The organism is Acidovorax sp. IB03 (assembly GCF_016406015.1).
Taxonomy (GTDB): Bacteria; Pseudomonadota; Gammaproteobacteria; order Burkholderiales; family Burkholderiaceae_C; genus Acidovorax; species Acidovorax temperans.
Genome location: NZ_JAEFCH010000006.1, coordinates 1 through 24,153, shown reverse-complemented (window position 1 = coordinate 24,153; position 24,153 = coordinate 1). Strand labels below are relative to the sequence as shown.

Annotated in this window: 20 protein-coding genes; 10 read left to right on the top strand and 10 right to left on the bottom strand. The window is 65.1% G+C overall.

From position 1 onward, the window contains the following. Nucleotides 1-128 precede the first annotated feature (128 nt). A complete protein-coding gene (gene recA / locus IHV84_RS05050; protein ID WP_044395078.1) occupies nucleotides 129-1,199 on the bottom strand; it encodes a recombinase RecA in 1,071 nt (356 codons plus the stop codon). Between the two features lie 181 nt (nucleotides 1,200-1,380). Here recA and IHV84_RS05045 point away from each other — a divergent pair, with 181 nt between their 5' ends. The 4 genes from IHV84_RS05045 (at nucleotide 1,381) to IHV84_RS05030 (ending at nucleotide 5,761) form a co-directional block, all read left to right on the top strand. Continuing rightward, nucleotides 1,381-1,878 (top strand): MarR family winged helix-turn-helix transcriptional regulator, encoded by a 498-nt coding sequence (locus IHV84_RS05045; RefSeq protein WP_044395080.1) that lies wholly within the window; start codon nucleotides 1,381-1,383, stop codon nucleotides 1,876-1,878. 125 nt (nucleotides 1,879-2,003) lie between these two features. Further along, nucleotides 2,004-2,927, top strand: coding sequence for an N-formylglutamate amidohydrolase (locus tag IHV84_RS05040; protein WP_198846068.1), 924 nt, complete (start codon nucleotides 2,004-2,006; stop codon nucleotides 2,925-2,927). Between the two features lie 496 nt (nucleotides 2,928-3,423). Then, nucleotides 3,424-4,098, top strand: coding sequence for a response regulator transcription factor (locus IHV84_RS05035; protein WP_198846067.1), 675 nt, complete (start codon nucleotides 3,424-3,426; stop codon nucleotides 4,096-4,098). A 202-nt stretch (nucleotides 4,099-4,300) separates the two neighbouring features. Further along, a complete protein-coding gene (locus IHV84_RS05030; RefSeq protein ID WP_198846066.1) occupies nucleotides 4,301-5,761 on the top strand; it encodes a sensor histidine kinase in 1,461 nt (486 codons plus the stop codon). 9 nt (nucleotides 5,762-5,770) lie between these two features. Here IHV84_RS05030 and IHV84_RS05025 read toward each other — a convergent pair whose 3' ends face one another. From IHV84_RS05025 to IHV84_RS05010, 4 genes are all read right to left on the bottom strand, one after another. Continuing rightward, the gene (locus tag IHV84_RS05025) at nucleotides 5,771-6,517 is read right to left on the bottom strand and encodes a DUF6882 domain-containing protein (protein ID WP_066694341.1); all 747 of its coding nucleotides are present in this window, start codon (nucleotides 6,515-6,517) and stop codon (nucleotides 5,771-5,773) included. Between the two features lie 102 nt (nucleotides 6,518-6,619). Continuing rightward, nucleotides 6,620-7,750, bottom strand: a complete 1,131-nt coding sequence (locus IHV84_RS05020) for a GGDEF domain-containing protein (RefSeq protein ID WP_370541196.1) — start codon at nucleotides 7,748-7,750, stop codon at nucleotides 6,620-6,622. A 216-nt stretch (nucleotides 7,751-7,966) separates the two neighbouring features. Beyond that, the gene (locus IHV84_RS05015) at nucleotides 7,967-8,710 is read right to left on the bottom strand and encodes a 16S rRNA (uracil(1498)-N(3))-methyltransferase (RefSeq protein ID WP_198846065.1); all 744 of its coding nucleotides are present in this window, start codon (nucleotides 8,708-8,710) and stop codon (nucleotides 7,967-7,969) included. A gap of 79 nt (nucleotides 8,711-8,789) precedes the next feature. Continuing rightward, nucleotides 8,790-9,935, bottom strand: a complete 1,146-nt coding sequence (locus IHV84_RS05010; protein WP_198846064.1) for an aminoglycoside phosphotransferase family protein — start codon at nucleotides 9,933-9,935, stop codon at nucleotides 8,790-8,792. On the opposite strand from IHV84_RS05010, the gene IHV84_RS05005 reads away from it, so the two are divergent. The 3 genes from IHV84_RS05005 (at nucleotide 9,934) to rsmA (ending at nucleotide 14,785) form a co-directional block, all read left to right on the top strand. Then, nucleotides 9,934-12,453 carry an LPS-assembly protein LptD gene (locus IHV84_RS05005; protein ID WP_084600985.1) on the top strand — a complete coding sequence of 840 codons (2,520 nt, stop codon included), beginning with the start codon at nucleotides 9,934-9,936 and terminating at the stop codon, nucleotides 12,451-12,453. The two genes, IHV84_RS05010 and IHV84_RS05005, sit on opposite strands and share 2 nt — an antisense overlap. A gap of 12 nt (nucleotides 12,454-12,465) precedes the next feature. Next, nucleotides 12,466-13,890: a peptidylprolyl isomerase gene (locus tag IHV84_RS05000; protein WP_198846063.1), complete on the top strand. Its 1,425-nt coding sequence runs from the start codon at nucleotides 12,466-12,468 to the stop codon at nucleotides 13,888-13,890. A gap of 118 nt (nucleotides 13,891-14,008) precedes the next feature. Beyond that, nucleotides 14,009-14,785, top strand: a complete 777-nt coding sequence (gene rsmA, locus IHV84_RS04995; RefSeq protein WP_142082671.1) for a 16S rRNA (adenine(1518)-N(6)/adenine(1519)-N(6))-dimethyltransferase RsmA — start codon at nucleotides 14,009-14,011, stop codon at nucleotides 14,783-14,785. A 560-nt stretch (nucleotides 14,786-15,345) separates the two neighbouring features. On the opposite strand, the gene IHV84_RS04985 is transcribed toward rsmA, so the two are convergent. The 5 genes from IHV84_RS04985 to IHV84_RS04965 all read right to left on the bottom strand — a co-directional run bounded on the left by IHV84_RS04985 (nucleotide 15,346) and on the right by IHV84_RS04965 (nucleotide 22,045). Further along, on the bottom strand, nucleotides 15,346-15,771 hold the full coding sequence (locus IHV84_RS04985; protein ID WP_044395098.1) for a barstar family protein: 426 nt from the start codon (nucleotides 15,769-15,771) through the stop codon (nucleotides 15,346-15,348). Between the two features lie 138 nt (nucleotides 15,772-15,909). Next, nucleotides 15,910-16,320: a ribonuclease domain-containing protein gene (locus IHV84_RS04980; protein WP_044395099.1), complete on the bottom strand. Its 411-nt coding sequence runs from the start codon at nucleotides 16,318-16,320 to the stop codon at nucleotides 15,910-15,912. Between the two features lie 155 nt (nucleotides 16,321-16,475). Continuing rightward, nucleotides 16,476-18,791, bottom strand: coding sequence for an NADP-dependent malic enzyme (locus IHV84_RS04975; protein WP_044395100.1), 2,316 nt, complete (start codon nucleotides 18,789-18,791; stop codon nucleotides 16,476-16,478). 312 nt (nucleotides 18,792-19,103) lie between these two features. Then, the gene (locus IHV84_RS04970; protein WP_198846061.1) at nucleotides 19,104-20,621 is read right to left on the bottom strand and encodes a CoA-acylating methylmalonate-semialdehyde dehydrogenase; all 1,518 of its coding nucleotides are present in this window, start codon (nucleotides 20,619-20,621) and stop codon (nucleotides 19,104-19,106) included. 68 nt (nucleotides 20,622-20,689) lie between these two features. Further along, nucleotides 20,690-22,045: an aspartate aminotransferase family protein gene (locus tag IHV84_RS04965; protein WP_198846060.1), complete on the bottom strand. Its 1,356-nt coding sequence runs from the start codon at nucleotides 22,043-22,045 to the stop codon at nucleotides 20,690-20,692. A gap of 121 nt (nucleotides 22,046-22,166) precedes the next feature. Between IHV84_RS04965 and IHV84_RS04960 the strand changes: the two genes are divergently transcribed. The 3 genes from IHV84_RS04960 to IHV84_RS04950 form a co-directional block, all read left to right on the top strand. Further along, nucleotides 22,167-23,135 carry a LysR family transcriptional regulator gene (locus tag IHV84_RS04960; protein WP_198846059.1) on the top strand — a complete coding sequence of 323 codons (969 nt, stop codon included), beginning with the start codon at nucleotides 22,167-22,169 and terminating at the stop codon, nucleotides 23,133-23,135. A 73-nt stretch (nucleotides 23,136-23,208) separates the two neighbouring features. Further along, nucleotides 23,209-23,511 (top strand): flagellar basal body protein, encoded by a 303-nt coding sequence (locus IHV84_RS04955; protein WP_044399549.1) that lies wholly within the window; start codon nucleotides 23,209-23,211, stop codon nucleotides 23,509-23,511. Between the two features lie 82 nt (nucleotides 23,512-23,593). Continuing rightward, the coding region (locus IHV84_RS04950; RefSeq protein ID WP_198846058.1) for an IS5 family transposase at nucleotides 23,594-24,153 on the top strand (560 nt) is incomplete at its 3' end.

Below are 24,153 nucleotides of genomic sequence, written 5' to 3'. Positions count from 1 at the left end.
TTAGTGAAACTGCGGTCCACTCGGCTTACGCCTCGTCTGCAGCACTGGCTGCCGCCAATGCCGCAGGCAACAGGGCGATGCCCAGTTGCTCACGGACCTTGTTTTAGTGAAACTGCGGTCCACTCGGCTTACGCCTCGTCTGCAGCACTGGCTGCCGCCAATGCCGCAGGCAACAGGGCGATGCCCAGTTGCTCACGGACCTTGTTTTCAATCTCATGCGCCAAGTCAGGGTTCTCGCGCAGAAACTCGCGGGCGTTGTCGCGGCCCTGGCCGATCTTCTCGCCGTTGTAGGCATACCAGGCACCGCTCTTTTCGATGATCTTGGCGCTCACGCCCATGTCGATGATCTCGCCCTCGCGGCTGATGCCCTCGCCAAACAGGATGTCGAACTCCGCCGTCTTGAAGGGGGGGCTGACCTTGTTCTTGACCACCTTCACCTTGGTTTCGTTGCCGATGGCTTCGTCACCCTTCTTGATGGTGCCGGTGCGACGAATGTCCAGGCGCACCGAGGCGTAGAACTTCAGCGCGTTACCGCCCGTGGTGGTTTCGGGGCTGCCGAACATCACACCGATCTTCATGCGGATCTGGTTGATGAAGATGACCGTGCAGTTGGTCTTCTTGATCGTGGCCGTGAGCTTGCGCAGCGCCTGGCTCATCAGGCGGGCCTGCAGGCCGGGCAGGGCATCGCCCATTTCGCCTTCGATTTCGGCCTTGGGGGTGAGCGCAGCCACCGAGTCCACCACGATCAGATCCACAGCGCCCGAGCGCACCAGGCTGTCCACAATCTCCAGCGCCTGCTCGCCAGTGTCGGGCTGGCTGATGAGCAGGTCAGACAGTTGCACGCCCAGCTTCTGGGCGTACTGCACATCCAGCGCGTGCTCGGCATCGACAAACGCGCAGGTGCCGCCCTGCTTTTGCATCTCGGCAATCACCTGCAGCGTCAGCGTGGTCTTGCCCGACGATTCAGGGCCATAGATTTCGATCACACGGCCGCGGGGCAGGCCACCCACGCCCAGCGCAATGTCCAGGCCCAGCGAGCCGGTGGAAACCACCTGGATGTCCTCGATGGCCTCGCCTTCACCCAGGCGCATGATGGTGCCCTTGCCAAACTGCTTCTCAATCTGCGCCAGCGCTGCGGCCAAGGCCTTGGCCTTTTCGGTGTTCACGGGCAGGGCGGGGTTGGTACCTTTGACGTCCATGGAAGGGCTCCTGAATAAAACGAAGTGATCGGGTGGGCCAGTGATCAAAATACTGTTATTAACAACAGCACTGGCTGCTTGACCAGTAATGTAGATGCGCAAAATGGCCAAGTAAACAATTTTTTAGTCAGTTTGCCTTACCATCTACCAACCCCCTCCAGATACCGACTTGCAGTCCACCATGCACCCCACGCCCCCCGGCACCACCCCACCCGACGATGCCTGGCGCCAGACCCACCTGGGCAGGCTGCTGGGCCACGCCATGCGGCGCTTTGATGCACGGGTGCTGCAGCTCATGGCGCGCAATGTGGAAGTGCCCCTGGCCCTGTCCAACCTGGCCGCACGCGACCAGGTGGGCGCCGCGCACATCCACCTCACGCGGCACTTGTCCCTGGGGGGCGACCGGCTGACCGACCTGGCCCAGCGCGCGGGCATGACCAAGCAATCCATGGCGCAGCTGGTAGACCAATGCGAGGCCTGGGGCCTGGTCACCCGCGGGCCCGACCCGCACGATGCCCGGGCGCGCCGCGTGCTGTTCACCCCCACCGGACTGGCGTGGCTGCAAGGGTTTCGGGATGCGGTAACGCAGGCCGAAGCAGAGTTCCGCGCCGAAGTGGGCAACGACGTTGCCACCGTGGTGGCGATTGGACTGGAGGCCTATGCGGGGGGCAGCGACTGACCCATGCCCCCCAACTAACCCCATCACCCCCCTGGCCACAAACCGGCATACTGGGCAACACAGTTCATGCCCCAATGCCGGTCCGGGCGGCCCGGCCAGCCGCCCCCACCCACACAGCCTTGCCTATGCATGCAGCCTTCCCATTGATTCACCCACCCCTCCAGCAAGCCCAGCCCGGCGCCACCGGCACGCCTGGGCAGCCCGCCATGGTCAGCACCGTGCCCGGCACCACGCCCCTGGTGTTTGACTCGCCCCACAGCGGCACCCATTACCCGGCCGACTTCCGCTCCGCCTGCAGCCTGCCCACCCTGCGCCGCGCCGAAGACACGCACGTCGAAAAAATCTACGCATTCGCCCCCGCCCTGGGCGTGGCCTGGGTCGAAGCCCACTTCCCCCGCATCTACCTGGACGCCAACCGCGATACCCTGGAGCTGGACACCACCCTGCTTGACGCCCCCTGGCCCGACCCCGTAGCCACCGACCCCAAGGTGCTGAACAAAGTGCGCCTGGGCAAGGGCCTGATCTGGAAGTTCACCGACGAAGGCGAGGCCATCTATAACCGCCTGCTCACCGTAGAAGAGGTGCGCGCCCGCATCGACCGCTGCTGGCGCCCCTACCACGCCGCCGTGGCCCAGGCCATTGACGCCGCCCACGCCCGTTACGGCTACAGCATCCACATCAACTGCCACTCCATGCCGGCCATCTCGGCCAGCCACGCCACCGACTTTCCGGGCCTGGTGCACGCCGACTTTGTGGTGGGCGACCGCGACGGCACTACTGCCAGCCCCGCCCTGTCAGCCCTGGTGTGCGAACACCTGCGAGAGCGCGGCTACAGCGTGGAATACAACCACCCCTACAAAGGCGTGGAACTGGTGCGCCGCTACAGCAACCCCGCCCAGCATCGGCACAGCATCCAGCTGGAGATCAATCGCAAGCTGTACATGGACGAAAGCACGCTGGCGATGCACCCGGAGGGCATGGCGCGGCTGCAGGGGGATTTGAAGGCTTTGACGGAGAAGTTGTTGGGGACGGATCCGCGCGGGGGTTAAGGCGACTCAAATGCCCAGTTGGAGCACGTCAAAGGACGAGGAAGAATTCATTTAACCGTTGCCTTGTGCTTCTTGTGATCGCCACGAACCATCTTTCCCTCTTGCATGAGAAGACCAAGTAGGCTCCATGACAGGTAGTCTTTGGAGCCACCCAAGTAGTTGCTCTGCAATCCCAAGGTTTTCGCCGTGTCGGAATTCGTGATGCCATCGGGGTTGGCTTGAGCGAGCTCTAAAACAGCAGACTTGAGTAGTTCGAGTGCGAGTTGCGCCTTTTCGACGGACCCAGATGGCACGACAGCCGCGAGAACATCTCAATCATGCAAGATATTCAAGACATTGAAGTCTTGCCAGAAAACTCTTGATTTGCGAAGCACAACCGAATGGTTGTAGCGAACTAACCGGCCCCCAATAGCTCCACGTTCGCCGCCCTAAAATCCACAAAACTATGCAGCCTGCGAAGTCTGAGCAGCGCTGTCCACGCCCCAGGAGACACCCCATGCGCATCCTTATCGCCGAAGACGACCAAGTGCTGGCCGATGGCCTGCTGCGCACGCTGCGGGCTTCGGGGGCGGTGGTGGACCATGTGGCCAGTGGCAGTGAGGCCGATGCGGCACTGCTGACCAACAACGAGTTTGACCTGCTGATTCTGGACCTGGGCCTGCCCAAGATGCATGGGCTGGAAGTGCTCAAGAAGCTGCGCAGTCGCGGCTCGGCGTTGCCGGTGCTGATCCTCACGGCGGCCGACAGCGTGGAAGAGCGGGTGAAGGGGCTGGACTATGGCGCGGATGACTACATGGCCAAGCCGTTCAGCCTGCAGGAGCTGGAAGCGCGGGTGCGTGCCCTCACGCGCCGGGGCATGGGCGGGGCGAGCAGTGCCATCAAGCACGGGCCGCTGGTGTACGACCAGGCCGGGCGCGTAGCCACCATTGACGGCAAGATGGTGGAGCTGTCGGCCCGCGAGCTGGGCCTGCTGGAGGTGCTACTGCAACGCGCTGGCCGCCTGGTGAGCAAGGAGCAGCTGGTGGAGCGCCTGTGCGAGTGGGGCGAAGAGGTGAGCAACAATGCGATTGAGGTCTACATCCACCGCCTGCGCAAGAAGATCGAGAAGGGCCCGATTCGCATTGCCACGGTGCGCGGGCTGGGCTATTGCCTGGAAAAGATCCCTGGATAGGAGGCCCCCCTGAGTCGCTTTGCGCCTTCCCCCCAAGGGGACGCACCCGGTGGCCTGGCAAAGCCAGCTCCACGGGTGCGCTGGCCTGGGCCGCGCCAGTGTCAGCGGCAACGGCGGTACGTAGCCCAGAAGCCCATTGCATCAAAAATGATAGCTGCCAGCGCTTTGCAGACAAGCGCCAAAGGCTAAAAGGCTTTAAATCTTGAAAATCTTCCAGCGCGAGCAGCGCTCGCTGTTTGGCGAAATCCTCGACTGGATGCTGACGCCGCTGCTGCTGCTGTGGCCGGTGAGCCTGGCGCTGACGTGGCTGGTGGCGCAAGGCCTGGCCAACAAGCCGTTTGACCGCGCGCTGGAATACAACGCCCACGCCCTGGCCCAGCTGGTGGGCGTACCGGCGGATGGCGGCAAGGGCGGGGTGCAGTTCAACCTGCCGCAGCCGGCCAGCGAGATCCTGCGCGCGGATGACTCCGACATCGTTTACTACCAGGTGATGGGGCCGGGGGGTGAATTCCTCTCGGGCGAGCGCGAGTTGCCCGAGCCCCCCGCCGAAGAAACCCCCTTGCCCGGCGAGGTGCGCCTGCGCGATGCGGAGCTGCGCGGGGTGGAGATTCGCGTGGCCTACATCTGGGTGCGGCTGCCGCTGCAGGGCGGGCCGCTGGCGCTGGTGCAGGTGGCCGAGACGCGCGAGAAGCGCAGCGTGCTGGCCACGGAAATCATCAAGGGCGTGATGCTGCCGCAGTTTGTCATCTTGCCGCTGGCGGTGCTGCTGGTGTGGCTGGCGCTGGCACGGGGCATTCAGCCGCTGAACCAGCTGGAGCAGCGCATTCGCGCGCGCAGCCCGGACGACCTCTCGCCCCTGGACGACCGCACTGTGCCACTGGAGGTGGCGCCGCTGGTGTCGTCGGTGAATGACCTGCTCACGCGGCTGAACGAATCGCTGGCCACGCAAAAGCGTTTTCTGGCCGACGCCGCCCACCAGCTGAAAACGCCGCTGGCGGGGCTGCGCATGCAGGCCGACCTGGCGCAGCGTGAGGGCACGAGCACGGAAGAACTCAAGCGCTCGCTGCAGCACATCGGTCGCTCCAGCATCCGCGCCACGCACACCGTGAACCAGTTGCTGGCGCTGGCGCGGGCCGAAGGCAGCAGCGCGGGCATTGCACGCCAGCCGTGTGATCTGGCCGAACTGACGATCGAGGTGGTGCGCGATTCCGTGCCCCGCGCGATGGACAAGCACATCGACCTGGGCTACGACGGTGCCGAGCCTGGCTCGCCCGGCGTGCAGCTCAGCGGCAACCCCACGCTGCTCAAGGAGCTGGTGCGCAACCTGGTAGACAACGCGATCAACTACACGCCGTCCACCGCCGAAAAGCCGGGCGTGGTCACGGCCCGCGTGCTGGCCGACACCTTTGGCCAGGTGCTGATGCTGCAGGTGGAAGACTCCGGCCCCGGCGTGCCCGAGGCCGAGCGCGAACTGGTCTTCCAGCCCTTTTACCGGGCGCTGGGCAGCGAAGCCGATGGCTCGGGCCTGGGCCTGCCCATCGTGATGGAGATTGCGGCCAAACACCATGCCGAGGTGCTGCTGGAAGACGCCCACCCCGGCCAGAACCCACCAGGGGCGCGCTTCAGTGTGCGGTTTCCGGCAGACGCGGAAGAGGCAGGCTGACCCACCCGCCTACGCAGCGCTACGAATGCCCATGATGGCCATGAACAGGTAGCCGTTGTCGGTGGGCGCGCGGTACACGCCCTGGGCCTCCAGCACGTAGGCGGCCACGCCCGCCAGCTCCCAGGCATCGACCACATCGGCCTTCCACTGCGGCACCACCAGCGGGGCAAAGTGGTGTTCCCGCCCGTATTCGCGCACGGCGCTGATGCGACCCACCACGTTGGGGTGCAGGTGGAAGTTGGCCCACGACCAGCGCCAGGTGCCGCTGGTGTTCGAGATGGAGCCGATGAACTCCACATCGGCCACCACCGCTGGCACGCCCGCGTTGGAGAAGGTGAGCGTGGCGCTTTCCTGGTCGTAATCCCAGCGCTCGTGGGTGGCCAGCTTGTGTGTGGCGGAGAGCAGCGCCTGGCGTTCGGAGAGCCGTTCATGGCAGGCGGTGACGGCATCCACCCACAGGGCCTGGGTTTCGGAGGACATGGCCTTCACGCTGGCGGCGCGGGCATCTTCGTAGCAGTGGTGGCACACGGCGCGGATGTCGAGCCCGCCTTCATTGCGCTCGTTCCATTCACCCTCTTGCTGGAACAGCCGCTCGCACGCGGCGCACCAGGCATCGGGGTGGGGCTGGTCGGCCGAAGGTGGGTCGCAGTACCAGGTCTGCACCGGCTGCTCCAGCAGGTGGGCGCACAGGTAGGTGGCCTCGGCGGGGCCGTGGGTGTCGCACTGGAATTCAGACGAAGAGGTGCTTTCGGTCATGGGGGCGAAGGTGAAAACGGCCAGGGGATGGGTGCAGCGCTGCGAGGCGGCATTGTGGCCCAGCGCAATGGGGCCCACGCTACCGCATGCCGATGACAGGCATCAACGCAGGCAAGGTGCAGGCACCACGCGGTTGCGCCCCCCGGCCTTGGCGGCGTAGAGCGCCTGGTCGGCACGCTCCAGGGTGCCCGCCAAAGGATCGGCAGGGGTGTGCCGCGCCAGGCCAATGGACACCGTCACGGTAATGGGCTGGCCGCCCTGCGCCACGGGCACCTGCATGGCCTGCACGGCCTGGCGCAGGCGCTCCATCAGGGCCACGGCGTCTGCGGCGGGGGTGTCGCACAGCAGCAGCACAAACTCTTCGCCCCCCCAGCGGGCCAGCACATCGGTGTCGCGCACATTGCGGCGCACGGTATCGGCAAAGCTCTGCAGCACCAGGTCGCCAGCGGCGTGCCCGTGGGTGTCGTTGACGGCCTTGAAGTGGTCAATGTCGAGCTGGGCAATCAGCAGCGGCGAGCCGCTGCGCAGGCTGCGGCGCTGCTCCAGCTGCATGCGATCGAGCATGGCGCGGCGGTTGAGCAGGCCGGTCAGGTCATCGTGCGTGGCCAGCTGGCGGATTTGCTCCAGCGCCTGCGCCAGTTCGGCCTTCTGGCGGCGCAGGTGCTCGCGGGTCGATTGCACGCGGGTGGTGAGGAAGGTGCTGCTGAGCAGCACCACGACCACCATGCCCACGTAAGCCGCAGCAACCACAGGGGGGTAATCAGGCTCGTCGCGCGCGGCCACCACGCCCGATGCCACACCAAACGCCACCAGGCTGTACACCAGCACGCCCAGCATCTGCCGGGTGGTGAGCCCGAAGATGCCAAACATGAGGATGATGGCCAGGATGGGGAGCGTGACGCCCCGCGCAGGCCCGGCAATCACAAACGCCGCCGCACAGCAGGTGATGGCGTAGAGGATCTGCGCCAGGGTGAGGGCCGGGTCTTTGAAGCGGCGCGACCAGCCGCTGCGAATGGCTGCGTACACGGCAATCAGCCCCAGAACCGAGCACGCCGTCCACACGCGCACCTCGGACGTGGATGCCAGGCCGGCAGCGGCCACGGAGTTCATCACCACCAGGCAGAACACCATCAGCAACGCCGCGAGCCCCGACATGGCCAGGCGGATGCGCTGGCGCTTGTCGGTGGTCAGCATCCAGTCGGCCCAACGCCGCCAGTACGCGCTCAGATGCAAGTGGTCTCCCCCCGCTGTTGTGGTGCATGGCCTCACACCGTGGCGCAGGGCCCGGCGCATGTGAGGATGCGCTCGCTATCGCTGTTCTGGGCAAATTCTACGGCGCACAGGCACATCAGCAAGCACTGAATGCGCTGCCCGGCCAGGCGAGGTCTTCCACGCCACTCCAATCCCTGCGCCCCAGCGGGCTGCGGGTCGCCAGCAGGCCCCCAGCGTTCAGACCAGCGTGAGCGCAGCCAGGGCCGCCAGCGGTGCGGTTTCGGCCCGCAGAACGCGGGGGCCCAGCGTGGTGGGCGCAAAGCCGTGCTGCACGGCCAGGGCTTCTTCAGCGGCACTCAGGCCGCCTTCAGGGCCCGAGAGGAACCACACCGGGCCCGCCCCGGCCGCGGCCTGCAGCAGGGGGCGCGTGCCTTCGCGCAGCGACAGCAGCAGGCGCAGGGGGGCTGCAGGGTCTGCAGGCGGCTGCGGGTGGGCGCGCACCCAGCCCGCCAAATCCACCGCATCGTGCACCACGGGCACGCGGTTGCGCCCGCATTGTTCGCACGCGGCCACGGCCACGGCCTGCCAGTGGGCGAGCTTCTTGTCGGCCCGTTCACCTTTGAGCTTGAGCACGCTGCGCTCGGCCACCAGCGGGGTGATGCTGGCCACGCCCAGTTCGGTGGCTTTTTCGACCAGCCAGTCCATGCGCTCGTTGGCGGTGATGCCCGCCACCAGGTGGATGGCGCGAGGTGCTTCGCGCTCAACGGCGTGGTGGGCGCCCACCTGCACGCGCACGTCGCTGCGGCCCATGCGCAGCACAGTGGCCTCAAATTCGCCGCCCGGGCCATCGGCCCCGCCGTTAAAGAGGGTGATGCCATCGCCCGGCTGCAGGCGCAGCACCTGCACATGGCGCGCAGCACCGGGGGGCAGGTCGATTTCGGCACCGGGGGCCAGATCAGCGGGGCAGTGGAAGCGGGGCATCTACTATTACTTTCATAGCTGCCACCGCTTTCTCAATAAGCGCTGGAGGCCAATTTGACTCAAAACCAGAAGGACAGCCTCACATACGGCCGTACGCGAAACCGGTGACAGGTGTGGTGCCCTCGATCTCGTCCACCAGCTGCAGCAACGGGCCCAGCTGGCGGTAGCGGTTGGCGGTGGAGCGGATGTAGTGCAAAAAGCGCGGGGCGTCGGCCAGGTACTTGGGCTTGTCGTCGCGCAGGGTCAGGCGGGCAAAGATGCCGGCCACCTTGAGGTGGCGCTGCAGGCCCATCCATTCCACCGCGCGGTAGAACTCGCCAAAGTCCGCACCCCAGCCGCTGGCGCTGTGGGCCCCCAGCAGCCCGGCCTTGCGGGCTTTTTCCCAGTAACGCACGGTAACGTCGATGACGAATTCCTCTTCCCAGCTGATGAAGGCGTCGCGCAGCAGGCTGGCGATGTCGTAGGTGATGGGGCCGTACACGGCATCCTGAAAGTCCAGCACCGCCAAGGGGCCGCCCTCTTGCAACGGCACCATCAAGTTTCTGGTCATGAAATCGCGGTGCACAAAGACGCTGGGCGCGGCCAGGTTGTGCGCCACGATGAGGTTGAAGGCGTTGTCCAGCGTGGCCTGCTGCTTGTCGGTCAGCGTCACGCCGCGGTGGCGGGCCAGGTACCAGTCTGGGAACAGCGATAGCTCGCGGCGCAGCAAGGGCTCGTCGTACGCAGGCAGCACGCCGGGGCGCGAGGCCTTTTGCCAGTCCAGCAGCACATCGGTGGCTTGCAGATACCACTGGAGTGCGGCCTGGGGGTTCTCGGGCTGCAGCAGCTCGATCAGGGTCTGCTTGCCCAGGTCCGTCAGCAGCATGAAGCCCCCGGCTTCGTCCCAGGCCAGGATCTGCGGCACGTTCAGTCCGGCCTCGGCCATCAGGGCCTGCACCTGCACGAAGGGGCGGCAGTTTTCCTTGTCGGGCGGGGCGTCCATGACGATGCAGCTGGCGCCCTGGGCCGTGTCGATGCGCAGGTAGCGACGAAAGCTCGCGTCGGCCGAGGCGGGGCGCAGCGTGGCCGGCAGCAGCTGGTGGCTGGCCACCAGCGGGGCCAGCCAGGCCTCAAAAGCCGCACGGCGGGCAGGGTCGGCCCAGACCACCGGGGCAGGCGCAGCAGCGCTGCCAGCGGCGGAAGAATCAGGGCGGGAAGGAGAAAGGGGGGAAGAGGGGTGGCTCATGGATAATCGGATTTTAAAACCCGCCCCGTGGCCCCTGCGGCCGGCGCGGGTGATTCCATCTGCCCTCGCCCCCAACGCCCACGTGCCACGCAGCCAGCCCATCACCGCGCAGACCTCCCCCCCCCGGACCCGGCCCGCTGCGGCAGCCGCTTTGCGGTTGCGCCCGCCCGTTCCCCGGGCCCTGGCGTATTGCATTGCGCTGGCCTGGTGCGGGCTGCCGCTGGCCGCGCAGGCGCAGGCCGCTGCCCCCAGCGCCTGGGACGAGCCACTGACGCTGCGCAAGTCGCCCGCGCTGCAGGAAACCATTCCCGAATCAGTGCGCACGCAACTGCCGGTGTTCGTCACCGGTGACCGCATCAGCGGCCAGACGGATCTGAACGCCACCATCGAAGGCAACGCCGAACTGCGCCGGGGCGATACCGTCATCCGCGCCGACCGGCTCGACTACAACGTGCCTGAAGACCTGGCCAAGGCGCGCGGCAACGTGCGCATCAACCGCGCAGGCAACAGCTACGAAGGCTCGGCCCTGGATTTGCGGGTGGATGCGTTTGAAGGCTTCTTCACCGACGCCCGCTACCGCCTGCTGGCCACCCAGGCCCACGGCGAGGCGAACCGGGTCGATTTCATTGACCGCGACCGCGCGCTGGTGCACAGCGCCACCTACACCACCTGCCAGCGCGATAACGAAGCCAGCTGGAGCCCCGCCTGGGTGCTGCGCGCTGACAAGATCCGCATCGACAACGAGGAAGAGGTGGGCACGGCCGAGGGCGCGGTGCTGGAGTTCCAGGGCGTGCCGGTGCTGCCCATTCCGTACATCACCTTCCCGCTGTCGGACAAGCGCAAGTCCGGCCTGCTGCCGCCCACCATCGGGCTGGACAGCCGCGACGGGCTGGACTACACGCAGCCCTATTACTGGAACATTGCCCCCAACCGCGACGCCACGCTACGCGCGGCGCTCATGTCCAAGCGCGGCGCCAACCTTGGCGGCGAGTTCCGCTACCTGGAGCCCACGTACCAGGGCGAGATCAACGCCGACGTGATGCCCAGCGACCGCCTGCGCGACCGCGAACGCTGGGGCATCACCGCCAAGCACCAGGGCGTGATTGATTCGAGCATTGGCGGGCTGGGTTTGAACCTGAACCTCAACCGGGTGAGCGACGACAACTACTGGCGCGACTTTGGCCGCGCCTCAGAGCCGCTGCGCCAGCGCCTGCTGCCCAACGACGCCATGCTGAGCTGGGGCTCGGGCGATTTCTCGGCCCAGGTGCGCACCCTGAAGTGGCAGACGCTGCAGGATGTCACCTCGCCCATCGTCCCGCCGTATGACCGCATGCCGCAGCTGAGCTGGCGCTACACGCCATCCGCCCTGCCCGGCGGGCTGGACGCCAGTGTGGAGCTGGACACCACGCGCTTTGAAGCGGCACGCGCGCTGACCGGCCAGCCCAATGCCGACCGCTCGTACGCACTGGCCCAGATCAGCCGCCCCTTCCTGTCGCCCGGCGGCTTCGTCACGCCCAAGCTGCAGCTGCACACCACGCAGTACCAGTTCGACAGTGCCCTGTCCAACGGCTCGCGCTCGGCCAGCCGCACCCTGCCTACGTTCAGTGTGGACAGCGGGCTGGTGTTTGAGCGCGACGCGAATTTCTTCGGCCGCTCGTTCCTGCAGACGCTGGAGCCCCGGGCCTTCTACACCTACACGCCCTTCAGCGACCAGAGCCGCCTGCCGGTGTATGACACCGCCGCCAACGACTTCAACTTCGCCACGGTCTACACCGAGAACGCTTATGGCGGCAATGACCGCATCGCCGACAACAACCTGCTGACGCTGGGCGTGACCACCCGCCTGCTCGACCCGGACACCGGGGCCGAGAACGTGCGCTTTGGCGTCGCCCAGCGCCTGCGCTTTTCCGACCAGGACGTGACCCTGCCGGGCATGGCACCGGTGAGCGAGCGCCTGTCGGACGTGCTGGTGGGCGCGGGCATCAACTGGACGCAAAAGTGGGCGTTTGACTCGCTGGTGCAGTACAACCCCAAGACGCAGCGCTCCATCCGCTCCACCCTCAGCGCCCGCTACAGCCCCGGCAATTACCGCACCGTCAGCGCCGCCTACCGCTTCCAGCGTGGCACCAGCGAGCAGATCGACATCGGATGGCAATGGCCTCTGAACGACTTGTGGGGCGACAAGGGCCAGGACCTGGGAGCCGGGCGCGGGCAAGGCGGCGGCCGCTGGTACAGCGTGGCGCGCCTGAACTACAGCATGCAGGACCGCAAGCTTGTGGACACCGTGGTGGGCCTGGAATACGACAGCTGCTGCTGGATTGGCCGCGTGGTGCTCGAACGCCTGCAAAACAGCACCTCCACCTCCAACACCCGGCTGCTCTTCCAGATCGAATTCGTGGGCTTCTCTCGCCTGAGCCTGGGCTCCAGCCCGCTGGAAACCTTCAAGCAACACGTGCCGCGCTACCAGTACCTGCGAGACCAGGTCAGTGCGCCCAGCCGTTTCAGCAACTACGACTAAACCAACACAGCCATGAACCACCGCGTGATGACCTTGGCCCTGGCGGCCAGCCTGGCCTGCCTCGCATCCCAAAGCGCCTTGGCGCAGGGGCTGCGCCCCTCCAGTGGAGCCAGCAAGGGCCTGGCACAAACCCCGGGTGCCGCCGCGCCAGCCGGCAAGGCGCCCCTGGCACTGCCCACCCCTTCTGCGGCAGACACCGGCCCCCGCTCGGCCGACTTCATCGTGGCCATCGTCAACTCCGAGCCCGTCACCAACTATGAAGTGCGTTCGCGCGTGGCCCGCATTGAGCAGCAACTGGCACAGCAGGGCGGCAACGCTCCCCGCCCCTCACGTGAGCTGATCGCCCGCGAGGTGCTGGAGCGCATCATTCAGGAAAAGGTCCAGCTGCAACTGGCCCGCGAAATGAACCTCAAGGTGGACGACTACGCCGTCAACCAGGCCGAGGCGGCCGTGGCCCAGCAAAACGGCCTGACGGTGAGCGAGCTGCAACGCCGCCTGGTCAGTGAAGGCCTGAACCGCGACCGTTTCCGTGAAGAGCTGCGCAACCAGCTGCTGCTTCAGCGCGTGCGCGAGCGCGAGGTGGACGCCAAGGTTCGCGTGAGCGACCGCGACATTGACCAGTTCATCCGCGAGCAGCAGGGCAGCGAAGTCAGCGCGGCAGAAATCAACCTGGCCCATGTGCTGGTGCGCGTGCCCGAAGACGCCAGCCCCGACGTGGTGGCCGAGCGGCAGGCCCGCGCCCAGGAGGCGGCCGACAAGGTGCGCGCAGGCGAAGACTTTGCCAAGGTGGCCCGGGAATATTCCGACGCCCCCGAAGGCCGACGCGATGGCGGCCTGCTGGGCCTGCGGCCGACCGACCACTACCCCGAGCTGTTCGTCACCTCCACCCAGAACCTGCCCGTGGGCGGCGTGGTGGGCCCCGTGCGCTCGCCTGCCGGGTTCCACATCCTCAAGGTGGTGGAACGCTCCGCTGCGGGCTCCGGGCCTACCGTCGTGCAGACCAACGCCCGCCACATCCTGCTGCGCACCGGTCCCCAGCTCTCTGAAGCAGCGGCTGCAGAGCGCCTGAACGAATACCGCCGCCGCATCCAGGCCGGTCAGGCCGACTTTGCGACGCTGGCACGCGAACATTCGCAAGACGGCAGCGCCAAGCAGGGCGGTGACCTGGGCTGGGCCAACCCCGGCCGCTACGTACCCGAGTTTGAACAGGCCCTGAGCACCCTGCGCCCCGGCGAAATCAGCGAGCCCCTGGTGTCGCGCTTTGGCGTGCACCTGATCCAGCTGGTGGACCGCCGCGAGGCCAAACTGAACCAGCGCGAGCAGCGCGACATGCTGCGCGACGCCGTGCGCGAGAAAAAGCTGGAAGAAGCCTACGCCACCTGGGCGCAGGAACTGCGTGGCCGCGCCTACGTGGAATACCGCGAGCCCCCCCAATGAACGTGACCCCCACTGTCGCCCACTGCGTGTGGCTCCATGCCCCCACACGCAGGCGTTCCCTGCGCTTTGCGAGTGCGTGGGGCTGCTTTTTGCCTTGGGACAGCCCGGCGACAAAACCATGAAACACATCCCACGCAAGCGCTTCGGGCAGCACTTCCTGTCCGACCAGGGCATCATCGACGGCATCGTCCAGGAGATTGCCCCCCAGCCGGGCGACCCCATGGTCGAGATCGGCCCCGGTCTTGCCGCCCTCACGCAGCCCCTGGTGGAACGCCTTGGCCGCCTCACCGTGATCGAGCTGGATCGCGACCTGGCTGCGCGGCTGCGTTCGCACGGGCAGTTGGATGTGATCGAGTCGGATGTGCTCAAGGTCGATTTCACCGCGCTCGCCCAAACCTTTCGCGAGCGCCTGAACCAGCCCACCCTGCGCCTGCGCGTGGTGGGCAACCTGCCGTACAACATCTCCACACCCATCCTGTTCCACCTGCTGGAGCATGTGGACGCCATCCAGGACCAGCACTTCATGCTGCAAAAGGAAGTGATCGACCGCATGGTGGCCAGCCCCGCCACGGGCGACTACGGCCGGCTGTCGGTGATGCTGCAGTGGCGCTACGCGATGGAAAACGTGCTGTTCGTGCCGCCCGAGAGCTTCGACCCGCCCCCGCGCGTGGACAGCGCAGTGGTGCGCATGGTGCCGCGCGAGGCACCCGCGCCGGTGAACGTCGCGCTGCTGGAAGAACTGGTGCAAGTCGCCTTCAGCCAGCGCCGCAAGCTGCTGCGCCACACCCTGGGCCGCTGGCTCGAAGCCCGCCAGTTCCCCGGCACCTTCGACACCCAACGCCGCGCCGAAGAAGTGCCCGTGGACGAATACGTGGCACTGGCACAGCAGGCGTGAATTTGCTCTTAAATTGATAGCTGCTAGCGCTTGCGGGACAAGCGGTAGCGGCCAATTTGATCAGTATTGGGAAAGTCTAGGGGCTCAGGCTGGTCGCGCAGCAGATGAGCCCACCAACATCGCACCGGTCTTGATGCGATGCCAAATCCGTCAGTCAAGCATCAATGGGTGTGAACGAACCAGGCTGGGAGCAGATCCCGGGCTTCAGTCGCTCGCGCCAATGTCGTCACTCACCTTCGCAACTGGCGCGGCCAAGGCGAGAGACACCGCGCAAGGGCCGCCCCGCCGCGCTGGTGTCGTCCCCCTTCCCAGAGCGCGAAGCGCGCAGAGAGAAGGGGGAAGGCGCAAAGCGCCTCAGGGGGATGAACCGAGCTATGCCGCGCTGAGCCAATACCCCGCATTGAACGGACTGCTCATGCGCAATGCCAGGGGCGACACATCGACCAGTTTGTCGGTAGGCATCTTCTCTTCGGGCTCTGCTGCAATTTCAATCCGTTGGACCTTGGGTGCTTCACTAGCCTCGTTCGCCCGTTCTGCCTGGCTGTTGGATGCAGAACGGGCTACAGAAAAGAATAGAAACACCGGAAGGGAATTTTCCGGTCACTCCAGTAGTCCGCCGCGTCGCGGAAGATGTCCAGCAGCTGCTCGCGCGCTTCCTTGTCGAACTTGGCGGTCGTAGGAATCTGTTCCAGCACCACGATGAAACCAGGCTGCGGGCCCGATTTGTGCAAGGGGTCTGTCATGCAGTCATACAACGCATCAAAGTTCTTGCCAAAGTGCGCTGGAAAGGTGAACTGCGTGGCAATCAGGTCCAGCACATCCTGCTTGGTCTGTGCATGGGCCAAATTGGCATACAGAAAATGGTGACCGATGGAAGTGGCGGCATCCTGCAGGTCTTGCACGCGAAAGGCGCGAATGGACTGCACGATGTTGGGTCGCACGCCACGCAGGGGCGTTTCCAGGTCTTTACGAAGTGGCGTTTGCATCTCCGCTACTCTTTCTTAATAAAGTCCACAAACTTCTGGCATTCCGCAAGGCCGTTCAGGCACCTGGCGGTCGGGGGAAATCAAAGGTCACGCCGCGCACCGCCAAAAACTGGCTGGCACACACCGCTGGGGGGAAAGTCAATTGACGATCACGCGGAAACTGGCATAGTGGTCGCTGGTGTAGTAGCAGGCGTCCGGCATCCGGGGCTGCTGGCCTCCACACACTATGCGGCGTGCACCCCGGTTACGCGCACCTGGCGTTTTGACGGTGTACTCGCGGTAATAACCGCGCTTTTGTGCCGGCAAGATGCGTTCGCGGTTACCAAACACTGTGCCGTCTTTCTCGTAGGGAAAGGGCCCGCCCTCGTGGATGAGGGCATAGGTGGCCCGCCCTTGTGCAGGCAGATCGGCCAACGCAATGGAGGAGAGCGAACCAGCATCCGACGGATTTTGGCGGGCCTGACCCGCCACCGGAGCCAACACAAACGCAGCACCAAGAACCCACAAAACTCCAGCCTTGCGAACCCGTGCGGCAATAGCCTTCAGCATCAACGACACCTTTCAGAAACCACGGGTAAACCCCGAAATTTCGAGGTCGTAGTGTGACGCAATACCCCCCAAAAAGCAAGCGCCTGCCCAAATATTGGGCAGGCGCTGCAGGGGGCAAGACCAAACAAAGTTGGTCTTTACTATCTTTTAATGCGTTATCGCGACGCGTTGGCGTCCGCAACGGTCAAAGCCGTCATATTCACGATCCGGCGCACCGTGGTGCTGGCGGTGAGAATGTGCACGGGCTGTGCGGCACCCAGCAGCACGGGGCCAATGGCGATGTTGCCGCCCGCGGCGGTCTTGAGCAGGTTGTAGGAGATGTTGGCCGCATCAATGTTGGGCAGCACCAGCAGGTTGGCATCGCCAATCAGGTCGCTGTTGGGCATGAGCGCCGCGCGGGCCTTGCTGTCCAGCGCCACGTCGCCGTGCATCTCGCCATCCACTTCCAGCCAGGGAGCCTGCACACGCAGCAGTTCCAGCGTCTGGCGCATCTTGACGGCGCTGGGCTGGTTGCTGGAGCCGAAGTTGGAGTGCGACAGCAGCGCCGCCTTGGGCTTGATACCGAAGCGCATCATTTCCTCGGCTGCCATCACGGTGATTTCGGCCAGCTGCTCGGCGGTGGGGTCGTAGTTGACGTGCGTATCGACCAGGAAGACCTGGCGGTCAGGCAGCATCAGGCCGTTCATGCAGGCGTAGGTGGTCACGCCTGCGCGCTTGCCGATCACCTGATCGATGTAGTTCAGGTGCAGGCTGGTGTGGCCCCAGGTACCGGCGATCAGGCCATCGACCTCGCCCTTGTGCAGCAGCATGGCGCCGATCAGTGACAGGCGGCGGCGCATTTCGATCTTGGCAATCGGCACCGTGACGCCCTTGCGTTCGGTCATGCGGTGGTAGGTTTGCCAGAAATCGCGGTAGCGGTGGTCGTTCTCGACGTTGACCACGTCGTAGTCGCGCCCTTCCTGCAGGCGCAGGCCAAATTTTTCGACGCGCTCGGCGATCACCTTGGGACGGCCAATCAGCGTGGGGCGGGCGATTTTTTCGTCCACCACGATTTGCGCGGCGCGCAGCACGCGTTCCTCTTCACCCTCGGCATAGGCCACACGCTTTTTGGCGGCGCTCTTGGCGGCGGTGAAGATGGGCTTCATCGTGGTGCCGGAGGCGTACACGAAGGTTTGCAGATGCTCGCGGTAAGCGTCCATGTCGGCGATGGGGCGCAGCGCCACACCACTGTCCGCTGCCGCCTGGGCCACGGCCGGGGCAATCATCATCATCAGGCGCGGGTCAAACGGCTTGGGGATGAGGTATTCGGGGCCAAACGCCAGGGGCTCGCCCACGTAGGCGGCTGCCACCACTTCGCTTTGCTCGGCCTGGGCCAGCTCGGCGATGGCGTGCACGGCAGCAATTTCCATCTCCAGCGTGATGGTGGTGGCGCCGCTGTCGAGCGCGCCACGGAAGATGTACGGGAAGCACAGGACGTTGTTGACCTGGTTGGGGTAGTCCGTGCGGCCCGTGGCGATGATGGCGTCGTCGCGCACGGCCTTCACGTCTTCGGGCTGGATTTCGGGGTTCGGGTTGGCCAGCGCGAAGATCAGGGGGCGCGTGGCCATTTTCTTGACCATGTCCTGTTTGAGCACGCCACCCGCAGACAGGCCGAGGAACACGTCGGCACCGTCGATCACTTCACTCAGGGTGCGCAGGTCGGTCTTTTGCGCAAACTGGCGCTTGTCCTCGTCCATCAGCTCGGTGCGGCCTTCGTACACCACACCCGCCAGGTCGGTCACCCAGATGTTTTCACGCGGAATGCCCAGCTTGACCAGCAAGCCCAGGCAGGCCAGGGCGGCTGCACCGGCTCCCGAGGTCACCAGTTTCACTTTCTTGGGGTCTTTGCCCGCAACCTTCAGGCCGTTGAGGATGGCCGCGCCCACCACGATGGCGGTGCCGTGCTGGTCGTCGTGGAAGACCGGAATCTTCATGCGCTCACGCAGCTTGCGCTCAATGTAGAAGCAGTCGGGCGCCTTGATGTCTTCGAGGTTGATGCCACCGAACGTGGGCTCCAGGCTGGCGATGATTTCGACCAGCTTTTCGGGGTCCTTCTCGTTGATTTCGATGTCGAACACATCGATACCCGAGAACTTCTTGAACAGAACGCCCTTGCCCTCCATCACTGGCTTGCCGGCCAGCGGGCCAATGTCGCCCAGCCCCAGCACGGCAGTGCCGTTGGTGACCACGCCCACCAGGTTGCCGCGGCTGGTGTACTTGAAGGCGGCGTTGGGATCCTTGACAATTTCTTCACACGGCGCCGCGACACCCGGCGAGTAGGCCAGTGCCAGATCGTGCTGGTTAACCATCTGCTTGGTGGCAGCGATGGCGATCTTGCCGGGCTTGGGGAACTCGTGGTATTCGAGTGCCGCGCGGCGCAGCTGGGCACGTTTGTCTGGGTTGTTGTTCTGGGCCGTGGTGTTCTCGGGCATGCAGTGTCTCCAGCTTGGGGATAAGGCGCAGCAACCACCGGACACATGCCCGGCGAAGGCTGTCAGCTCTGTAAGGGTCTGCGATTGTAGGCGTCGTTACGTGAAAACCCTAGTAAGCGTATCTGCTTACGGGGTTAGCGCCAGCTCAAAGGGCAGGGCACGCATTGTGCTCCTGTGCAGGCGGGTTTTCGGGTGGGGCCAATGCATAAAAGCTATGGACCGCCGCCGCCAGCGCATAGGGCCCCAGCGCCCCACCAATCAGCCATGAAAAAACGGCCCGCGAGGGGCCGTTCGTGCTGGCGACCAGCGTGCTCAGCGGCTGCTGGGGAAGCTGAACACCGCGCCTTCGCGCACGCCCGCCGAGGGCCAGCGCTGGGTGATCGTCTTGCGCTTGGTGTAGAAGCGCACGGCGTCCGGCCCGTAGGCGTGTAGGTCGCCGAACAGGCTGCGCTTCCAGCCGCCGAACGAGTGGTAGGCCACGGGCACCGGCAGGGGCACGTTCACGCCCACCATGCCGACCTGGATGTGGTCGGTGAAGTGGCGGGCGGCTTCGCCGTCGCGCGTGAAGATGCAGGTGCCGTTGCCGTATTCGTGGTCGTTGATCAGCTGCATGGCTTCCTGCAGCGTTTTCACGCGCACCACGCCGAGCACGGGGCCGAAGATTTCTTCCTGGTAGATCTTCATGCCGGGCTTGACGTTGTCGAACAGGCAGGCGCCCAGGAAGTAGCCTTCCTCGTGCCCGGCCACCTTCACGCCGCGGCCGTCCACCACCAGCGTGGCGCCTTCGGCCACGCCGCTGTCCACATAGGCCTTCACCTTCTCGAAATGCTGCTTCGTCACCAGCGGGCCCATGTCGTTGCTGTTGTCGGTGCCGGGGCCCACCTTCATCTTGGCGATCTCGGTCTTGAGGCCCGCAATCACAGCGTCGCCCACTTCGTCGCCCACCGCCACCAGCAGCGGGATGGCCATGCAGCGCTCGCCGCACGATCCGTAGGCCGCGCCCATCAGGGCGCTCACGGCGTTGTCCACATCCGCGTCGGGCATCAGCACGGCGTGGTTCTTGGCGCCGCCCAGGGCTTGCACGCGCTTGCCGTGCTTGCAGCCTTCGGCGTAGATGTATTCGGCAATCGGCGTGGAGCCCACAAAGCTCACGGCCTTCACGCGCGGGTCTTGCAGCAGCGTGTCCACGGCCAGCTTGTCGCCGTTGACCACGTTCAGCACACCGGGGGGCAGGCCCGCTTCCAGCGCCAGCTGGGCGATGAACAGGGTGCTGGTGGGGTCGCGCTCGGAGGGCTTGAGCACAAAGGTGTTGCCACACGCCACGGCCATGGGCCACATCCACAACGGCACCATGGTCGGGAAGTTGAACGGCGTGATGCCTGCAGTCACGCCCAGCGCCTGGAACTCGCTCCACGAGTCAATCGATGGGCCCACATTGCGGCTGTGCTCGCCCTTGAGCAGCTCGGGCGCGTAGCTCGCGTACTCCACGTTCTCAATACCGCGCTGCAGCTCGCCGTGCGCATCGGCCAGCACCTTGCCGTGCTCGGCGGTGATCAAGGCAGCGATCTTGTCGGCGTTCTCTTCGAGCAGAACCTTGAGCTTGCTCATCACCCGGGCGCGCTTCAAAGGCGGCGTGTTGCGCCAGGCGGGGAAGGCGGCCTCGGCGGAGGCAATGGCGGCTTCCACTGTGGCCTTGCTCGCCAGCGCTACGCTGGTGGTCGATTGGCCGGTGGCGGGGTTGAACACGGGCTGCGTGCGCTCGGTGTCGGCAACGAGCTTGCCGTCGATCAGGTGGCCGATGGTGGTGGTGACGTTCTTGTCGTGGTTCATGATGATTACAAATAAAAAATGCCGCCAGCGCTTATCTAGCAAGCGCCAGCAGCTATCAAATCAGGAGTTCAGGCGGTTTCTTGCAGGGCATCGCCCAGGGCGCTGACCAGGCGGTCGATCTCGGCGGAGGTAGAGATGAACGGGGGGGCGAGCTGGATGGTGTCGCCACCGTAGCGCACGTAAAAGCCCTTTTCCCAGCACTTCATCGCAATCTCGTAAGGGCGCTTGGCAGGTTCGCCGGGCACGGCGGCAATGGTGAAGCCAGCAGCCAGGCCAAAGTTGCGGATGTCGGCCACATGCTTGGCGCCCTTCAAGCTGTGCACGGCGTTCTCGAAGTACGGGGCCAGCGCCTTCACGCGGCCGATCATGTCTTCCTTTTGCAGGATGTCGAGCGCCGCAATACCTGCAGCGCACGCCACGGGGTGGGCCGAGTAGGTATAGCCGTGAGGGAATTCGAGCATGTACTCGGGGCCGCCTGCCGCCATGAAGGTGTCGTAGATCTCCTTGCTGGCAATCACGCCGCCCAGGGGCTGTGCGCCGTTGGTGACCTGCTTGGCAAAGTTCAGGATGTCGGGCGTCACGCCAAAAGCCTCAGCCCCGGTGAACGCACCCGAGCGGCCAAAACCGCTGATCACCTCGTCAAAAATCAGCAAGATGTTGTTTTGGGTGCAGATCTCGCGCAGGCGCTGCAGGTAGCCCACGGGCGGGATCACCACGCCGGCCGAGCCGGAGAAGGGCTCGACGATCACGGCAGCGATGTTGCTGGCGTCGTGCAGCGCAATCACTTCCAGCAGGCGGTCGGCCAGCTCCTTGCCCGTGGGCGGCATGCCCTTGTGGAACGAGCCTGCGGGCGGTTGGGTGTGGGGCAGGTGATCGGCTTCGACGCCCTGGCCAAACAGCTTGCGGTTGGCGACGATGCCGCCCACCGAGATGCCGCCAAAGTTCACGCCGTGGTAGCCCTTCTCGCGGCCGATCAGGCGCGTCTTGGTGCCCTGGCCCTTGGCGCGCCAGTAGGCGCGCGCCATCTTGAGCGAGGTGTCGGCCGACTCGGAGCCCGAGCCGGTGAAGAACACATAGTCCAGCCCGGCGGGCGTCAGTTCCTTCACGCGGTTGGCCAGCTCGAACGACAGCGGGTGGCCAAACTGGAAGGCGGGGGCGTAATCGAGCTTCATCGCCTGCTTGCCGATGGCCTCGGCGATCTCGCGGCGGCCATGGCCCAGGCCCGCGCACCACAGGCCCGAGAGACCGTCGAAAATTTTGCGGCCTTCGGAGTCGGTGTAGTAGGCACCGCTGCCCTCCACGATCATGCGCGGGTTGGCCTTGAACTGGCGGTTGCCGGTGTAGGGCATCCAGTGGGCGTCTAGCCAGGCGGCGTCGGTGCGCACGGGGGCTGTGGGGGTAGGGTCGGTGACGGCGAAGCTCATGGCTCTCTCCTGGCAATATCCTGGCAATAGAAACGGTCGGACACGGTGGTCACGAAGCGCCATTGTTGGGGGCGGTGTTAATCTCTCAAATGAAGCAATATCCATGTTTACTTGAGGATTTATGCAAGTAAAAACCCCCACCGCACTGCCCGTGGCAGCCCCCGCCAAACACCGCGCCGTGCTGGGCCAGCTCAGCGACATGGACCTGCGCCTGCTGCAGGTCTTCAAAAGCGTGGCCGAGTGCGGCGGCATGGCTGCGGCCGAGCTGGAATTGAACATTGGCACCAGCACCGTAAGCCGCCACATGAAAGACCTGGAAACGCGTCTGGGCCTGACGCTGTGCCGGCGCGGGCGCGCGGGGTTTGCCCTGACAGCCGAGGGCCAGCGGGTGTACGACGAGACCCTGCGCCTGCTCAGCGCGGTGGACGCTTTTCGCAGCAGCATCGACGACATCCATTCGCGCATGGGGGGGCAACTGGCGGTAGCGGTGTTTGACAAAACCGCCAGCAACCCGGCCGCGCGCATCAGTGAAGCGATTGCGGCCTTTGCCGAGCAGGCACCGGGGGTCAACCTGCAATTGCATGTGGGCTCCATCAACACCATTGAGCGGGGCGTGATGGACGGCAGCTACCACGTGGGCATCATCCCGGCCCACCGCAGCTCCCAAAGCCTGATCTACACCGACCTGTTCACCGAAACCATGCTGCTGTATTGCGGTGCGGGCCACCCCCTGTATGGCGCGCAACATCCGGCCCTGGATTGGGACAGCCTGCGCAGCTATCCGTTTGCCGGGCTGGGCTACCACTCGCCCAACATGGAGCTGAGCCACGAGGCGCGCCTGACGCGCGCTGCCACGGGGTTTGACCAGGAATCGATTGCCACGCTGATCCTGTCCGGCCGTTTTCTGGGCTTTCTGCCAGACCATTACGCCGAGGCATTTGAACGCACCGGCCGCATGCAGGCCGTGCAGCCCGACCAGTTCCACTACGAGTGCAAGTTCGTGAGCATGGTGCGGCGCTCTCCCACCCCCTCGCGGGCCACGCAAGCATTTCAGGACTGCCTGGCCCGTACCCATGCCGCTCAGCGCTAGTGCAGCAGCCGCTTGCCAGCGCCCGTGAGGGGGCGGACAATCCAGGTTCTATACACCCTTTGCGAGTCACACCGTGGCAAGTCTTTCATCGATTGGCAATTCTGGCCTGCAGGCAGCACAGTTGCGGCTGGATGCGTCGGCACACAACGTCGCCAACCTGAACACGCCCGGCTTTCGCCGCCAGGTGGTTGAGCAAACCGAAAGCCCTGGCGGCGCTGGCGTGCAAGCCAGCGTGCAGCGGTCGCCGCAGGAAGGCTCAGCCCTGGAACAGGATGCGGTTGAGCAGATGGCCGCTACTTATGCCTTCAAGGCCAATGTGCAAGTGCTCAAGACCAATGACCGGATGATGGGCGCGCTGCTCGACACCAAGGCTTGAGCACCTCGCCACATCACTGAAGCACGACTAAGGCAACGCTGATTAAGGTCCACCGTTGAGGGGGGTCAAACGTTATCCGCAGATGAAGCAGCAGACCCTGGCAATGGCCGCAGATCAAGACAACGGATTCGAGCATTCGCGCAAACCCACCCGACGCGAAGAGTTCTTGCGGACCATGCAGACAATAGTGCCATGGGCCGCTCTGTGTCAGGTGATAGAGCCGCACTACCCCAAGGCAGGCAACGGCCGCCCGCCCATTGGCCTAGAGCGCATGCTGCGCATCCATTTCCTGCAGCACTGGTTCAACCTGGCCGATCTGGCGTGCGAGGAGGCTCTGTATGACAGTGCCAGTCTGCGCCGCTTTGCGGGCATTGACCTGGGTCGTGAACGGGTGCCCGATGCCACCACGCTGCTGAAGTTTCGCAAACTGCTCCATGAGCACAAACTGGGCGAAGCCCTGTTTGCCAAGGTAGGCCAGCAATTGCAGGAGCGCGGCTTCAAGGTCAATACCGGCACCATCGTGGATGCCACGATCATCGCAGCGCCCAGCTCCACCAAGAACGCCGACAAGGCGCGCGACCCCGATATGCACCAGACACGCAAAGGCCAGCAATGGTATTTCGGCATGAAGCTGCACATTGG

Excerpts from the sequence above, each read along its gene's own strand:
- recA (WP_044395078.1), bottom strand. The coding sequence starts at position 1,199 with ATGGACGTCAAAGGTACCAACCCCGCCCTGCCCGTGAACACCGAAAAG.
- IHV84_RS05045 (WP_044395080.1), top strand. The coding sequence starts at position 1,381 with ATGCACCCCACGCCCCCCGGCACCACCCCACCCGACGATGCCTGGCGC.
- IHV84_RS05040 (WP_198846068.1), top strand. The coding sequence starts at position 2,004 with ATGCATGCAGCCTTCCCATTGATTCACCCACCCCTCCAGCAAGCCCAG.
- IHV84_RS05035 (WP_198846067.1), top strand. The coding sequence starts at position 3,424 with ATGCGCATCCTTATCGCCGAAGACGACCAAGTGCTGGCCGATGGCCTG.
- IHV84_RS05025 (WP_066694341.1), bottom strand. The coding sequence starts at position 6,517 with ATGACCGAAAGCACCTCTTCGTCTGAATTCCAGTGCGACACCCACGGC.
- IHV84_RS05015 (WP_198846065.1), bottom strand. The coding sequence starts at position 8,710 with ATGCCCCGCTTCCACTGCCCCGCTGATCTGGCCCCCGGTGCCGAAATC.
- IHV84_RS05005 (WP_084600985.1), top strand. The coding sequence starts at position 9,934 with ATGGATAATCGGATTTTAAAACCCGCCCCGTGGCCCCTGCGGCCGGCG.
- IHV84_RS05010 (WP_198846064.1), bottom strand. The coding sequence starts at position 9,935 with ATGAGCCACCCCTCTTCCCCCCTTTCTCCTTCCCGCCCTGATTCTTCC.
- IHV84_RS05000 (WP_198846063.1), top strand. The coding sequence starts at position 12,466 with ATGAACCACCGCGTGATGACCTTGGCCCTGGCGGCCAGCCTGGCCTGC.
- rsmA (WP_142082671.1), top strand. The coding sequence starts at position 14,009 with ATGAAACACATCCCACGCAAGCGCTTCGGGCAGCACTTCCTGTCCGAC.
- IHV84_RS04985 (WP_044395098.1), bottom strand. The coding sequence starts at position 15,771 with ATGCAAACGCCACTTCGTAAAGACCTGGAAACGCCCCTGCGTGGCGTG.
- IHV84_RS04980 (WP_044395099.1), bottom strand. The coding sequence starts at position 16,320 with ATGCTGAAGGCTATTGCCGCACGGGTTCGCAAGGCTGGAGTTTTGTGG.
- IHV84_RS04975 (WP_044395100.1), bottom strand. The coding sequence starts at position 18,791 with ATGCCCGAGAACACCACGGCCCAGAACAACAACCCAGACAAACGTGCC.
- IHV84_RS04970 (WP_198846061.1), bottom strand. The coding sequence starts at position 20,621 with ATGAACCACGACAAGAACGTCACCACCACCATCGGCCACCTGATCGAC.
- IHV84_RS04965 (WP_198846060.1), bottom strand. The coding sequence starts at position 22,045 with ATGAGCTTCGCCGTCACCGACCCTACCCCCACAGCCCCCGTGCGCACC.
- IHV84_RS04960 (WP_198846059.1), top strand. The coding sequence starts at position 22,167 with ATGCAAGTAAAAACCCCCACCGCACTGCCCGTGGCAGCCCCCGCCAAA.